At 56.2% G+C, this 13332-nt stretch carries 14 protein-coding genes; 12 read left to right on the forward strand and 2 right to left on the reverse strand.

Features of this window, described 5'->3' with window-relative positions; genetic code table 11:
* Positions 1 to 46: 46 nt before the first annotated feature.
* The 10 genes from tnpC to RAE19_RS18460 all read left to right on the forward strand — a co-directional run bounded on the left by tnpC (position 47) and on the right by RAE19_RS18460 (position 9348).
* Positions 47 to 1648, forward strand: coding sequence for an IS66 family transposase (gene tnpC / locus RAE19_RS18415; protein WP_313872998.1), 1602 nt, complete (start codon positions 47 to 49; stop codon positions 1646 to 1648).
* Between the two features lie 137 nt (positions 1649 to 1785).
* Entirely contained in the window at positions 1786 to 2559 is a 774-nt protein-coding gene (gene istB, locus RAE19_RS18420) for an IS21-like element helper ATPase IstB (protein ID WP_313876338.1), read from the forward strand.
* A 111-nt stretch (positions 2560 to 2670) separates the two neighbouring features.
* Positions 2671 to 3654, forward strand: coding sequence for a hypothetical protein (locus RAE19_RS18425; protein WP_313876339.1), 984 nt, complete (start codon positions 2671 to 2673; stop codon positions 3652 to 3654).
* Between the two features lie 29 nt (positions 3655 to 3683).
* Entirely contained in the window at positions 3684 to 4892 is a 1209-nt protein-coding gene (locus RAE19_RS18430; RefSeq protein ID WP_313876451.1) for a Tn3 family transposase, read from the forward strand.
* A gap of 294 nt (positions 4893 to 5186) precedes the next feature.
* The gene (locus tag RAE19_RS18435; protein ID WP_313876340.1) at positions 5187 to 5489 is read left to right on the forward strand and encodes a type II toxin-antitoxin system MqsR family toxin; all 303 of its coding nucleotides are present in this window, start codon (positions 5187 to 5189) and stop codon (positions 5487 to 5489) included.
* A gap of 2 nt (positions 5490 to 5491) precedes the next feature.
* On the forward strand, positions 5492 to 5893 hold the full coding sequence (locus RAE19_RS18440) for a type II toxin-antitoxin system MqsA family antitoxin (RefSeq protein WP_313876341.1): 402 nt from the start codon (positions 5492 to 5494) through the stop codon (positions 5891 to 5893).
* Between the two features lie 164 nt (positions 5894 to 6057).
* Positions 6058 to 6495 carry a hypothetical protein gene (locus RAE19_RS18445; protein ID WP_313876342.1) on the forward strand — a complete coding sequence of 146 codons (438 nt, stop codon included), beginning with the start codon at positions 6058 to 6060 and terminating at the stop codon, positions 6493 to 6495.
* A gap of 375 nt (positions 6496 to 6870) precedes the next feature.
* Positions 6871 to 8583, forward strand: a complete 1713-nt coding sequence (locus RAE19_RS18450; RefSeq protein WP_313876343.1) for a phage integrase family protein — start codon at positions 6871 to 6873, stop codon at positions 8581 to 8583.
* A gap of 80 nt (positions 8584 to 8663) precedes the next feature.
* Complete coding sequence (locus tag RAE19_RS18455; RefSeq protein WP_313876344.1) at positions 8664 to 9041, forward strand: type II toxin-antitoxin system RelE/ParE family toxin; 378 nt, start codon at positions 8664 to 8666, stop codon at positions 9039 to 9041.
* Complete coding sequence (locus RAE19_RS18460) at positions 9022 to 9348, forward strand: XRE family transcriptional regulator (protein ID WP_313876345.1); 327 nt, start codon at positions 9022 to 9024, stop codon at positions 9346 to 9348. Before RAE19_RS18455 ends, RAE19_RS18460 begins: the two co-directional genes overlap by 20 nt.
* Before the next feature lie 124 nt (positions 9349 to 9472).
* On the opposite strand, the gene RAE19_RS18465 is transcribed toward RAE19_RS18460, so the two are convergent.
* Positions 9473 to 9832 (reverse strand): hypothetical protein, encoded by a 360-nt coding sequence (locus tag RAE19_RS18465; RefSeq protein ID WP_313876346.1) that lies wholly within the window; start codon positions 9830 to 9832, stop codon positions 9473 to 9475.
* A 291-nt stretch (positions 9833 to 10123) separates the two neighbouring features.
* Here RAE19_RS18465 and RAE19_RS18470 point away from each other — a divergent pair, with 291 nt between their 5' ends.
* A complete protein-coding gene (locus tag RAE19_RS18470) occupies positions 10124 to 11518 on the forward strand; it encodes a DEAD/DEAH box helicase family protein (RefSeq protein ID WP_313876347.1) in 1395 nt (464 codons plus the stop codon).
* 195 nt (positions 11519 to 11713) lie between these two features.
* On the forward strand, positions 11714 to 12778 hold the full coding sequence (locus RAE19_RS18475) for an IS110 family transposase (RefSeq protein WP_430962590.1): 1065 nt from the start codon (positions 11714 to 11716) through the stop codon (positions 12776 to 12778).
* Between the two features lie 73 nt (positions 12779 to 12851).
* Here RAE19_RS18475 and RAE19_RS18480 read toward each other — a convergent pair whose 3' ends face one another.
* Positions 12852 to 13313 (reverse strand): hypothetical protein, encoded by a 462-nt coding sequence (locus RAE19_RS18480; RefSeq protein ID WP_313876349.1) that lies wholly within the window; start codon positions 13311 to 13313, stop codon positions 12852 to 12854.
* Positions 13314 to 13332 lie beyond the last annotated feature (19 nt).

The raw sequence follows: 13332 nt of genomic DNA on the forward strand, positions 1-13332 counted from the left end.
AGAAGCACTCTTTTGCTTTGTCCCTAAAGGCCGCAAGATAAGGCCCATGTCGATGCCCAATACCAGCACTCCCACATTTACCGTCGAAACGGTCATGGGGCTGTCGCCGCAGAGCATCGCGCAGACACTGCAAGCACAGGCCGCCAGCATCAGCGCGCTGGAGCAGCAGCTCGAATGGTTCAAACGCCAACTCTTTGGCAAGAAGAGCGAGCGCTTTGCACCCTTGCCCGATGCGCAGCAAATGCACCTGGGGCAACTCCTGGGCGACCTCCCTGCCACTGATGCGCCCGAAGCCGACTCCGACTCCAACACCATCCCTGCACACCAGCGACGCAAACCCCGCAGCAACTTTGCCGACGAGGGCACGCCCGCATCGTTCTTTGACGAAACCAAGGTGCCCGTGCACACCATCGAGCTGGCCAACCCCGAGACCAAAGACCTCTCGCCCGATCAGTACGAGGTTGTCAGCCAGAAGGTCAGCCACCGCTTGGCACAGCGCCCCGGTGCCTATGTGGTGCTGAAGTATGTGCGCTCTGTCATCAAGCGCCACGACACGCAAACCCTGCACTGTGCGGGCGCGCCAACAGGCATCATTGAGGGCAGCCGCGCTGACGTGAGCTTGCTCGCAGGCGTTGTTGTTGACAAGTTTGCCTGGCACATTCCGCTGTACCGGCAGCACCAGCGCCTGAGCCAAGCGGGCTTCAAACTCAGCCGGGCGTGGCTGACGCAACTGGCGCAAAAGACCATTTCCCTGCTGGAGCCGATTTACGACACGCAGCTCGAGTCGATCCGCAACAGCCGGGTCAAGGCAATGGACGAGACCCCCATCAAGGCCGGGCGCAGTGGGCCCGGCAAGATGAAGGCGGCCTACTTCTGGCCTGTGTACGGCGAACTCGATGAGGTGTGCTTTGCCTATTTCGAGTCGCGCCGCCACGAGCACGTACAGCAGGCATTGGGGCTGCCAGGGGCCACAGATGCCGTGTTGCTCACTGACGGCTATGAGGCCTATGCACGTTACGCTGCCAAGACCGGCATTACGCATGCCCAATGCTGGGCGCACTGCAGGCGTGGCTTCTTTGAAGCTCTAGGGGCCGAGCCACAGGCCGCTGGCCAGGCGCTGCAGCAAATTGGCGAGATTTACGCCCAGGAAGAAGCCATTCGTGAACGTGACCTCTACGGGGATGCCAAACGAGAGCACCGTCTAAGCCACAGCAAACCGCTGGTGCAGAACTTCTTTGAATGGGTGGATTTGCAGTTCGAGCGGCAAGGCTTCCTGCCCAGCAATCCGTTGACCAAGGCATTGGCCTATGCACGCGAGCGCCGCGCGCAACTGCAGGTGTTTCTGGGCGATGCGGATGTGGCCATGGATACGAACCATCTGGAACGCGCCTTGCGCGCGATACCAATGGGCAGGCGCAATTGGTTATTCTGCTGGACGGAGGTGGGCGCCAAGCGCGCGGGCATCATGCAGAGCCTGATCGTGACATGCCGTTTACATGACATTGACCCCTACACCTACCTGGTTGATGTCTTGCAACGCGTAGGCCACCACCCCGCCTCCAGAGTTTCAGAACTGACGCCTCGTCAATGGAAGCAGCACTTCGCCGAGAATCCATTGCGTTCACCATTACACGGTTTGGTAACGTAGGCAATAACGCCGGACAGTGACCGGTTACACCGCGGGGATCAGTTGCTTAAGACCGAGGCCCCCGAGTGGAGCAGCCCGGCACATGCTCACGTGCGCGGGCCTGGCTATTACCAATAGAGACGAATGGAGAGACCCCCATGATGATGAATACGACATTGGCCCAACTGCGTGAATTGAGGCTGGAGGGCTTGGCCACGGGGCTGCAGGAGCAGCTCAGTCAAGCAGGCGTGGCGGCCATGAGCTTTGAAGAGCGGTTGGCGCTATTGGTAGACAGGGAGGTGCACTGGCGCAATGACAAGCGCCAAACCCGCCTGTTGAAACAGGCTAGGCTGAAGTATCCGCAAGCGGCTATCGAAGACATTGACAGCCGCGCCGGGCGCGGCATTCAACGCAGTGCAGTGATGAGTCTGGCCCTGGGCGGGTGGGTGCAAAGCGGACATGCTGTGCTGATTACGGGGCCGACCGGGGCGGGTAAATCCTGGCTGGCCTGTGCGTTGGCCCAACATGCGTGCCGGCGGGGCTTCAGTGCCCACTACCAGCGGGTGCCACGACTGGGGGAGGAATTGCGTATCCGCCATGCCAACGGCACGTTTGGCAAGTGGCTCGATCAGATCCGCAAAACCGATGTCCTGCTGCTCGATGACTGGGGCATGACGGCGCTGGACAGCCAGAGCCGGGCGGACTTGCTGGAGATCATTGATGACAGGACATCAAGTCGGGCCACGATCATTACCAGTCAGTTGCCCATTGAGCATTGGCACGAGTGGATTGGTGACCCGACAGTGGCCGATGCGATGCTGGACCGGTTAATGGAGAACCATCATCGCTTCACGATCACGGGTGAGTCGTTGCGAAAGAAACCTGCACCCGGAAAAGGCAAAACCGCCAACGCTGAGTCCGCGGCGGGTTGATTAAGAAAAGCCCCAATCAACCAACCTGACAAGGAGTCACTCTGCCGAAAAACCACCTCGGCCTAAAATAAAAGAGCGCAATATCAGTCCCTCACTGCCGCTGCGTTCATATTGGCCGGAATCCATGTTCACGATCCCGGAATCGCCGTTCATCTTCGCCGAAATACGCACTATGACACCGAACGCCTGGCACCTGATCGCAAGGCACTAGAGCTGTGCTGCTTTCTGCATACTCTGTTGTACGAGCTGACCGACGTGTCCGCGGACATCACCGGCAGAAGGCTAAATGACATTTACCGCTTTGCATCCAACCATGCCGAGAAACTGCAAGTCCGCAGATCCACCGACCTTCGCGCCGAGCGTGTGAAGCTCAAAGCTGTTCTCTATGATGGGAAATTATCCGACAAGCAAAAGGTAGCCGCAATAAAGGAGCTGATCACCAACGAGCCGCACACCGTCGAGGACAGTCGCGCATCTTTGGTGCGTCAATCACTTGTTGAGGATGAGTCGCACCGGATTTCTGCCTTGGTCAATGCCATGGGTGTGTTCGATGTACGGGGTGACGACAATAACACCGTACTCAAACAGGTCAAAATTCTGCGCGACCTGGTTGAGCGCCGGGTTGGTGAACTGCCTGGCGACTTTGACATCTCGCTGGCTGCGCCGAATTGGCGTGCGATGCTACAGTTACCGGACCGCAAGAAGGCATTGGCAGCGCTCAAGGCCTGTGTCATGTCCTCGGTACGCAAAGAGATCAAGGGCGGAAAACTGTGGCTTGCACACAGCCGCAAGCACCGGGATCGCGAAGAGCAGCTCATTCCAATCTCAGATTGGCAGGCCATGCGCGGCGGTTTCCTAAGCGCCATGAGCCTGACAGCTGATCCGGAAAAATCCTTGCCCGACTTTGTGAAAAAGTTCAGCACTCCCTCTCTGAACTCGCCACCGCCGTGGATGAAGGGCGTGTCACGATTGACGGACAAGGACATTTGCACATTCCGGCCATTGTTGCCTTGGACGTTGAGCCCGAAGTCGCCCGAACGGGGGATTCCATCTTTGAAATCATCGGCCCGGTTCAGCACGGGCAACTGCTGGTAGAAATTGACGCCAGGTCAGGTTTTAGCGAGGTGTTGCTGGGGCGCAAGGCGAAGACCGCACAGGAGTTGACGGCACTGTATGGTGCCCTGCTGGCACACGGGACGGACAACGACGCAAGGGGCGTGGCACAGATGATCCCTGGCGTGCAGGTGTCGCAAATAGCATCTGCCATGCGGGCGATGGAGAGCCAGGGGCGTTTGGCCAAGGCCAATGAACGGATTCTGGATTTTCAGCAATCCATGGACATCTCCAAGTTATGGGGCGACGGTGACAAGGCATCGGCCGATTCGATGACGATGGACACGTCGCGCCATTTACATGTGGCGCGTATGGAATATCGCCGCAAGCAACCAGGTATTGGTATCTATACGCATGTGCGGGACTCATATGGGCTGTTTTACAACCAGCCCATCGTTCTCAATGATCGGCAGGCTGCCAGCGCAGTCCACGGCGTGGAAAGCCATAACGCGACCCGACGGGAGGACCAAATCAAGTTGTCACTGCTGGCAGTCGACACCCACGGGTACACCAATGCGGCCATGTCGGTGGCAAAGTTTTTGCAGTTTGACCTCTGTGTGAGGTTGCGCCAAATCTCTGAGCGCATGCTGTACCTGCCGCCTTCCATCAAGCTGCCGGAGTCACTGGAGCGCTTGAGAACAGGAAAAGTCAGCCCTAAAAAGGTCAAAGTCGGCTGGGATACATTTCTGCGGTTTGTGGCATCGATTCGCGAGGGGCGGCTCACCGCCAGAGAAGGGCTGCAAAGGCTTGGCAGTGCAGCCAAGGGGGACAAGTTGCATTCCACCGCTGACGAGATTGGCAAACTGCTGCGCACCATTTTTCTGTGCGACTATTTCAGCAAACCAGAATTCCGCCGGGAGATGCATGCACTGCTGGATCGTGGCGAGTCTGTCCACCAGTTGCAGCGCGCTGTTCACCAGGGCCGCATAGGAACCCAACGTGGACGCAGGCGCGATGAGCTGTGGGCGATTTCTGGTGCCCATACGCTATTGACGAACGCCATCATTGCCTGGAACACCATGAAAATGCAGCAAGTGGTGGATGACTGGAAGGCCAGAAGACAACCCATTGACGATAACTGGGTGCGCCGCATGGGGCCTGTGCACTTTAGCCACATCAATTTCCGGGGAACCATTGCCTTCGAGCTAGAACGATTCCTGGATGACTTGTTGCAGCGCATGCCCACGACGAAAAAGAAAACCCAAGTCGCGCCGTTCTAGTAAGTTGTCCACATTTTGGCTGGCAGAAGCCCAACGTTGTGATCGGTGCTTAGCGTTACTATCTGCACGCAAACCGGCACCATCCAAAAAGCGGCACGTTGTAAGTTGTTGATTTTGAAAGACTGAGCATTGCTTACCGATACGATTTGCACGTAAACCGGCGCGTGTTTGTGGCGATCCAAAAGCGCACTTTTGTGGCTTTTTGAACGCGCTATTGGCGTTCTAAGCCATAAGCCACAAAACCCCCGGAACTAACCCAATTGCTCAATTAACCTATTGGGTTATAATTGCAGTATGGAAAAGGGCACCCTTCACTGCAAGCTGCCAGTCGTTCAGGCCTTGGTTGCCGCTGGAATGGTTCGTGCAACGGCAAGCGCCTTCAGCGGTGCGCGTGATTTGGGTATCAATGACCTGGCTGGGATGTGCGCAGTTGTCATGTCGCTCACATCCGCCGACTTCTACAAGAGCATGACAACCCATGCCGATCACCGAATTTGGCAGGACGTGTACCACACCAAGATAGCCAATAGTACCGATGTGTACTTGAAGCTGACCGTTATTGATGACGTTTTAATTGTTTCTTTCAAGGAGCTGTGACCATGAAATGCCCATGCTGCGGTGCCGCCGAACTGATCCACGACACCCGCGATATGCCCTATACCTACAAGGGCGAATCCGCCACCATACCAGCGGTGACGGGTGACTTTTGCCCAGCCTGCGGTGAGGTGGTACTGAACCGTGAACACGGTGACCGCTACAGCGAAATGCTGGGCCAGTTTCAGCGCCAGGTAAACGCGGCCTATGTCGATCCCGCCTACATTGCCACCATGCGCAAGCGGCTCGACCTAGACCAGCGCCAGGCAGCTGAAATATTCGGTGGTGGGGTCAATGCCTTTTCTCGTTACGAAAACGGCAAGACCAAGCCTCCGCTGGCCCTCGTTAAGTTGCTCAAGGTGCTTGAGCGTCACCCTGATCTGCTCAACGAAGTTAGAGCGGCCTAACTTCGATTGGGGGCGGTCATAGTTGCGTACACCCTACCTGCTGGAGATGAAGGTCCGCAATGGAGAAGATCGTAGACCGGCACTGCAGCGGAAGCGGTCATCCAGCGGCATGCTCAGTTGTAGGAGTCCGATGACGTTTTCATACATTACTCGTTAGGCCTTAGATGAAGCGCGATATCTGGGGTGTTTTTCACGACGGCGTGCTCAAGTACATTGACGACAGCGTTCCCGGAACGTTAATGCTTGAGGTCGAGATTGAGTATCTACGCGGAATGTTCGATGAGCCTGGAACTTCATTCCGAATTGAACTAACGGGTCACACCAAGGTTGTCTATAGCGAGTACGACGAGGAGCCAAGTCAAGACATAACAAAGATACAAGAGCGAATGCCTGAAATTCTTTATGTCACCTCCGAGCAGCCGCTACTTCTCGATTGCGTTATGGGGACTCTTGAGCTTGAATACGATGCTATGCGTGTCATGCTGCCGTCTGAAGTTGAGGTTAGCTACGAGTCTCTGGTCTCAGCCAGTGATAGATACTGGAGCGAATGGAGTGTGAGGTCAAAGGGGGATGCCCAACCTTTCAATCGAGAGGACAAATAGTGGCGGGCCGCGCCTTGGTACTTTTGTCCGCCTATGGCCGCCATTGTTTGCCTGCCATCTAAAACGTAAAGACCGCTTTCAGCCTGAAAGAGACGGTCAAAGACGCAGTCCAATTCGGTGTTTTTGGTAGGTTTAGGACCAGAAAAGTGCCCTGGTTTGCACTGGAATGAGGGCGGGGTTTGGAATTGGTGGCTCTGTTCTGTGGTTACGCACAAAGTCGAACCACACCCGTCAATTGCGTATCTTGGTTGAGATTTCGCACCGTTTTTGAAGAGGAAGCATCCCAAGTTGGGTGTAAAAAGGCTGCTTTAAATGCGTGCTATCGAGATAACAATTATTACCACGCTAGATTCAATTTAGTCATAAACTCAATAAATGCAAAAGTACGAGGTAGCCAGTTTGGCAAAAACAAATGGCCCAGAAATCGATGGATTTCCGCGAACGGCTGAGCTTGCCGCCCTGCGCGCTTGGTACTCAGGAATGTCCACCCGGGATGCTGTTGACCAGTATCTGGGTGACCAACGGCTTTCGGGGCAGTCTTCACGATCTCAAATAGGGAACATCCGCAGGAAGCTGGCGACCCTTGCAAGGCTTCGTAGACGCGAGGATCTTGCCAGTGCCTTTGAGCATTCCGAACAGAAACGCATCCAGCACAGCCGCGCGGCTGTTGCCGCCATTGAACTGCTGCGCACCATTACCCCGCCAGCGCCGCAAATCACCGACGATATCGGTTTGTGGCTGTCTGAGCGCTCGGTGCGGTCCTTGAAAGCCCATGGCATCGACACCCTGGCCGACCTAACTGTGCGCGTACCGCGCCGGCGGCGCTGGTGGGTGGCTGTACCTGGGCTGGGAGTGACTGGTGCCCGGCAGATTGAGGCCTTCTTTTCCCAGCACCCGCAGCTTGTTGAGCGCGCTCGTGCCCTGATCGTTCGCAATGCCCAGCAGGAAGTGCAGCCCTGGGAGATGCTCGTGGTGCCCGGTGAGGTGGATGGTTCCCGTGGGACCTTTCGTGCGCCACCTGAGAGTTGCACGCTGAATTCTGCCAATGACTACGAAGCTGTCCAGGCTTGGCTGTCCTTGCACGAGGCGGCCGCCACCCAGCGTGCTTACAGAAAAGAGGCCGAGCGACTGATCCTGTGGGCCATCGTCGAACGCGGCAAAGCACTATCTTCCCTGAACACGGAAGACGCCATTGCTTACCGGGCGTTTCTGCGGCACCCGACACCGGCCAGGCGGTGGATTGGCCCACCCCAGGCGCGAACATCACCGGACTGGAAACCCTTTGTGGGCGGTTTGGCACCCCGCTCTGTGGCTTATGCCTTGGCGGTCCTTGGTGCCATGTTTCGCTGGCTCATGGAGCAGCGCTATGTGTTGGCCAACCCATTCTCTGGGGTCAAAGTGCGTGGTGCTTCGCACGCGGCACCTATGGATACGGGGCGGGTGTTCTCTGAAGGGGAATGGGCCATCATCCGTGCGGTGGCCGACGGGCTGGAATGGACCTATGGTTGGCAGGTACCGGCGGCGCAGCGTTTGCGCTTTGTGCTGGACTTTGCATATGCCACGGGACTGCGGGTCAGCGAGCTGGTCGGCGCCAAACTGGGACAAATCGAAGTCGATTCGCATGGCGACCACTGGATCAAATTGGTTGGAAAGGGCAGCAAGTCGGGCAAAGTTGCACTGCCGCCGCTGGTGCGCTCCGCGTTGGACCACTCGCTGATGCAACGGGGTTTGCCCATTACGCCAGCGCATTGGGAGCCTTCCACCCCCTTGATTGCCGACCTGGGCGACCCAGACGGAAAATCGGGCATCACCGCCACCAGGGTCTGGAGCCTTATGAAACGATTCTTCACCACGGTAGCGACTGCAATCGAAAAGGAGGCACCTGCCACTGCGGAAAAGCTGCGCAAAGCCAGTCCGCATTGGATGAGGCACACGCACGCCACGCATGCTTTGGCGCGCGGTGCCGAACTGACCACCGTGCGCGACAATTTGCGCCACGCGTCGGTGGCCACAACGTCGATCTACCTGCACACCGATGAGGTCAAACGGGCTAGGCAGATGGGTGATGCGTTTGGGGCGCGGTCATAAAGGGATGGGCAGGATAGCGCGTTCTTTTAGCTCTGCTTTATTCCATTGACGGAATATTCCATGGAGGCTATACTTGTCGCATGATTTGGGATGTTGAGTACACAGACGAATTCGGCGAGTGGTGGAACGGTCTGTCTGAAGATGAACAAGAGTCTCTGGATGCATCCGTGCGCTTGCTGGAGGATCGAGGCCCGAATTTGGGGTTTCCTCACAGCAGCGGGATTAACGGATCGAAACACAGCCATATGCGTGAATTGCGCACGCAGCACGATGGGCGACCGTATCGAACTCTATATGCGTTTGACCCTAGACGGTCGGCCATCCTGCTGATCGGAGGCGATAAGACTGGGGACGACCGGTGGTATGACGTACACATCCCGATTGCGGACGGACTCTACGATGAACACATAGAGCAACTTCGGAAGGAAGGACTGATAAATGGCAAACAAATTCTCTGACTTGCGCTCGCGCATGGCGCCCCAGGCCCAAGCGAGGGCAGCGGTTAAGGCACAAGCGATGCTTGCCGAAATGCCACTCAACGAATTACGGCAAGCCCGTGGCCTGTCCCAAAAGATGCTGGCCGAGGTGTTGCACGTCCAGCAGCCATCTATCGCCAAAATGGAAAAACGCACGGACATGTATCTATCAACGCTGCGCAGTCACATTGAAGCGATGGGTGGGCAGTTGGACGTGATTGCGCGCTTTCCGGATGGCGCGGTCAAAATAAGCAACTTTGGTGACCTTGGGTCCGCTGCGGTAGCGTGACTTTTCCGGGTGCCACGTCCTGCCCCCCCAATTTGCTAGATGGGGTTCCACGCCCAAACCGGCGGAAATTTCAGACGGCTGCCAAAACAGGATGAATTTGAGTGATGCATGTGGGCATGCGTAGTTAACGCGGCACGGTGATTGCCCCCGACTGGATGCCTTGGGCAATATGCGCCAACAGTTGGACAAAGCGATCAAGCTCCGGGTGCGCCTCGCACAGGACGTTCATCTCTTCTTTCTGCGCCGACTGCATCAATTGTTGAAACAGCTCCATATAGGGGGCCATCTGGGCCAACAACTCCAACTGGTTGCCATTGTCGGTGCGTTCAAACTCAAGCATTTTGGCATCCAGCAATTGGGCGATGGCCAGGCGCTCGTCGCGATTCTTGTCTTGCGGTGCCTGGGCACCTCTGGGCGTTAACTCCAAGGGGTCTTTTCGGGGGTCCAGACAGTCCACATGGTCACGGCACACCCAGGTCAGCAAAGCGTCGGGGTCCTGCGTCTGTTTCTGGATAAAACGTTTCTGTATTCATGCATCTCGATCTTTCTGCGACCCATCCGTTAATCCTGAACAAAAAATTCAGAAGGTAACGACAGTTACGTCGCGTTCGAGATGCCCGTCCAATCCCCCGGCTGGCTCCTATATGACGAAAACCAAATGGCCTATATGTGCCGAAAACGCTCTGGCTCGTTTATGCCGAAAACGGGGTGGCTCCTATGTGCCGAAAACCAATTGGCCTGTATGTGGTGAAAAGTGACAGCGGTGAAGGCAACAATGGCCGCCCAATTGTTTATCGAAAAGGCCAGCCTTCCACAACCCTTGATGAACCGCCTAATCCGTGTTGCAGCGTTCCAAAATCCGGAGTTCTACAAACTTCAGGCCGGGCTCAGGTCCACATGGAACACACCCCGGATCATCAGTCGCGCAGAAAACCACGAAAAATTCCTGTCGTTGCCGCGAGGTTGTCTGAGCGACGTCGAGGCCTTGCTCGCTACAAATAGAATTGAACTCCGTCTCGAGGACGCGCGTTCGGTGGGGCAACGAATGAACGCGACGTTCAATGGCGTGCTGCGTCCGGATCAGCAGGAAGCCCTCGAAGCTATTACAAAACATGATTTCGGCATGCTCATTGCTCCCACCGCGTTTGGAAAGACGGTCACCGCAGCAGCCGTTATCGCCAAGAGAAAGGTTAGTACCTTGGTGATTGTGCACCGCGCCGACCTTATGCGGCAATGGCATGAGCGGCTTGGTAGTTTCGTTGGATTGGACGACCAAAAAATTGGACTGATCGGTGCCGGGAAAAAGAAGCCCACCGGCATGCTCGATATTGCAGTCATTCAAAGCCTTGCGCGCCGTGACGATCTGCCCGAACTGTTTAGCCAATACGGGCAGGTAATAATTGACGAGGCGCATCATTTAACGGCCGCAACATTCGAGGCGGTATTGAAGCAGGCCAACTCACGCTACGTCCTGGGGCTCAGTGCCACCCCTGTTCGCAGTAACGGGCACCATCCGATCATTTTCATGCAGTCGGGCCCCGTCAGGCATATTGCAAAACGTCCGGCACATGTACCAGATCAGTTAATGGTTCGGGTCCGTCATCTTCCAACTCCGGCCATTCCGTCGAACGCCAGTATTCAAGAGGTCATACGGTTGCTGTCCGTGGACGCCCATCGAAACGCACGTATCGTCGCCGATGCGACCACTGCCTTGAAAAACGGGCGTAAGGTGCTGCTGCTGACCAAAAGGACGGAACACCTTGACCTGTTGCACGCGCAACTGGCGCATGTCGAGTTCCCATGCTTCATGCTGCACGGTCGCATGAAGACAAAGGAACGCCAGGCGATCATCAAGGCCCTGGCGGAGTTGCCCCACGACGCACCGCACATACTGTTAGCCAGCGCCCAACTGGTCGGCGAGGGTTTTGATCATGCGCCGTTGGACACGCTGATCCTGACGCTGCCGATCTCATGGACAGGAACGCTGCAGCAATACGCCGGACGCCTACACCGTGACCATGCGGACAAGAGCGACATCTTGATTTACGACTACGTCGAACAGGATCATCCGCAACTCTACAGGATGTGGGAAAAGAGGCAGCGAGGTTATCGGGCGATGGGGTATCAAATGGATTTCGATCAACAGCAGTTACGCCTTGGTTCCCTATAACGAAAAAGTTGGCCAGAATCTGTTGTCACATCTAGATTCGACGCTTTTGTCCCCCTCCTGGCTCTGAAATCTGCTCGTTTTACCTTTTCGAATATGAAGGGACTTCCGCGATTGCCCTGGCGCAACAAGTTAGCCAAGATCGGAATGTCGAGTCCATTCATCAACTGAAAGGGGTATCCCATGAACGACATTTCACTGGCGGCCATTGTTCGGGTCGGTGTTGACCTTTCCAAGAAGTATTTCCAAGTGCACGCCATCACGCAGCTTGGGGATGTCACCCTGGCCAAGGCATATTCTCGGGATAGGTTCTTCTCCTGGTGCTCAGATTTGCCCTCAGGCTGCTTGGTGGCAATGGAGAGCTGTGGAGGTGCGCATCACGTCGCACGCCGCCTCCGTGCCATGGGTTTGGATGCCAGACTTATTGCCGGCAGTTTCGTTACGCCCTATCGTATGGCAGGCAAGAGCGGGAAGAATGACGCCAACGATGCGGCAGCGATTTGCGAGGCAGCCGGTCGCCCACAGATGCGCTTCGTGCCTATAAAGACCTGCGAGCAGCAAGGGCAGTTGGCCGTTCACAGATTGCGTGAAGGCTACAAGGAAGAACGGACGGCCTGCCTCAATCGCATTCGCGGACTCCTCACTGAATTCGGTTTGGTGTTCCCCCAAAGTCCAGAAGCGTTAAGAGGGGCGATACAAGAGGTCCTTGAGGACGCCAGCAACGAGTTGCCAACGGTGGCGCGTTTAGCACTTGACCGTGCGAATTCACACTACACAGAACTTGACAAGGAAATAGCCTGGTGCGACGAACGGATCTGCGCCCACGTCAAGAGTGATGAGCAGGCAAAGAAGGCCGCCCAATTGCTTGGGATAGGTCCGCTGACGGCATCCGCACTGGTATCGACGGTGGGCGATTTCGCCCAGTTCCACAGTGCCAGGCAATTCGGGGCCTGGCTTGGCCTGGCGCCGAGTCAGAATTCAACGGGAGGCAAAGCCAAGCTTGGTGGCATCACCAAACGTGGCGACACCTACTTGCGTACCCTGCTCATTCAGGGGGCGAAGTCCGCCGTCATGAGTGCAGGCAAACGTAGCGACCGCATTAGCAAGTGGCTGCTGCAACTCAAGGAGCGCATTGGCTGGCAAAAAACGGTCGTAGCGCTGGCCAACAAAAATGCCAGAATACTTTGGAGCGTGCTGACAAGGGGAACAACGTTCGACCCTGATCACGTCCCAACCTATCCGGGTGCAGTGTCAGTTGCCTAGGCACAGTCAGATCGCGCAACCAAAATATTGATTTTTTGCCAACAGACGTGCGCTCGAAGATGCTCACCACAGGTCAGACCGGCAGCAGATGAACTCGACATTCCCTCAGTGGCAGGCTGTGCCTGATCACGCTTTTCGAATGGAGTCCTGCTGAGCGGTTCGTATCTGGGGCCTCGGTGAAACCCACCGAAACAAGCCCGCCTGTAGATGTGCAGTCTGTCCTTGCTTGGTATCTCTCCCGAGCAAACGTCAACTGGTCAGATTTCAAATGTGGGAATGCGAAAAGGTAGAAAAAAATCCGCTCTTGCTTTAACTGGAAGTCCCTGTAGAGGGGATGGGCGTATTTAGCCAAATTGAAGCCCAAGGCCATGGCTTCCTTCGGCATGGCCTTGGGTGGACGCAGTGCCAACAGGCCCATCGGCTCTTGGCGCTCCTCCACCATGCCCAATGCAAAGCAGGGTGCCTTGGCCGCCCAAAGGTCTTCGGCAAACTGACGGTGAAGCGTTAACCTTGGCAGTAGATGCTGGACATTCATAGGCGCGGTATGTAGGTTG

This window comes from Rhodoferax potami (assembly GCF_032193805.1).
GTDB classification, from domain to species: Bacteria; Pseudomonadota; Gammaproteobacteria; order Burkholderiales; family Burkholderiaceae_C; genus Allorhodoferax; species Allorhodoferax potami_A.

Excerpts from the sequence above, each read along its gene's own strand:
- tnpC (WP_313872998.1), top strand. The coding sequence starts at position 47 with ATGTCGATGCCCAATACCAGCACTCCCACATTTACCGTCGAAACGGTC.
- istB (WP_313876338.1), top strand. The coding sequence starts at position 1,786 with ATGATGATGAATACGACATTGGCCCAACTGCGTGAATTGAGGCTGGAG.
- RAE19_RS18435 (WP_313876340.1), top strand. The coding sequence starts at position 5,187 with ATGGAAAAGGGCACCCTTCACTGCAAGCTGCCAGTCGTTCAGGCCTTG.
- RAE19_RS18440 (WP_313876341.1), top strand. The coding sequence starts at position 5,492 with ATGAAATGCCCATGCTGCGGTGCCGCCGAACTGATCCACGACACCCGC.
- RAE19_RS18445 (WP_313876342.1), top strand. The coding sequence starts at position 6,058 with ATGAAGCGCGATATCTGGGGTGTTTTTCACGACGGCGTGCTCAAGTAC.
- RAE19_RS18450 (WP_313876343.1), top strand. The coding sequence starts at position 6,871 with ATGCAAAAGTACGAGGTAGCCAGTTTGGCAAAAACAAATGGCCCAGAA.
- RAE19_RS18455 (WP_313876344.1), top strand. The coding sequence starts at position 8,664 with ATGATTTGGGATGTTGAGTACACAGACGAATTCGGCGAGTGGTGGAAC.
- RAE19_RS18460 (WP_313876345.1), top strand. The coding sequence starts at position 9,022 with ATGGCAAACAAATTCTCTGACTTGCGCTCGCGCATGGCGCCCCAGGCC.
- RAE19_RS18470 (WP_313876347.1), top strand. The coding sequence starts at position 10,124 with ATGGCCGCCCAATTGTTTATCGAAAAGGCCAGCCTTCCACAACCCTTG.
- RAE19_RS18480 (WP_313876349.1), bottom strand. The coding sequence starts at position 13,313 with ATGAATGTCCAGCATCTACTGCCAAGGTTAACGCTTCACCGTCAGTTT.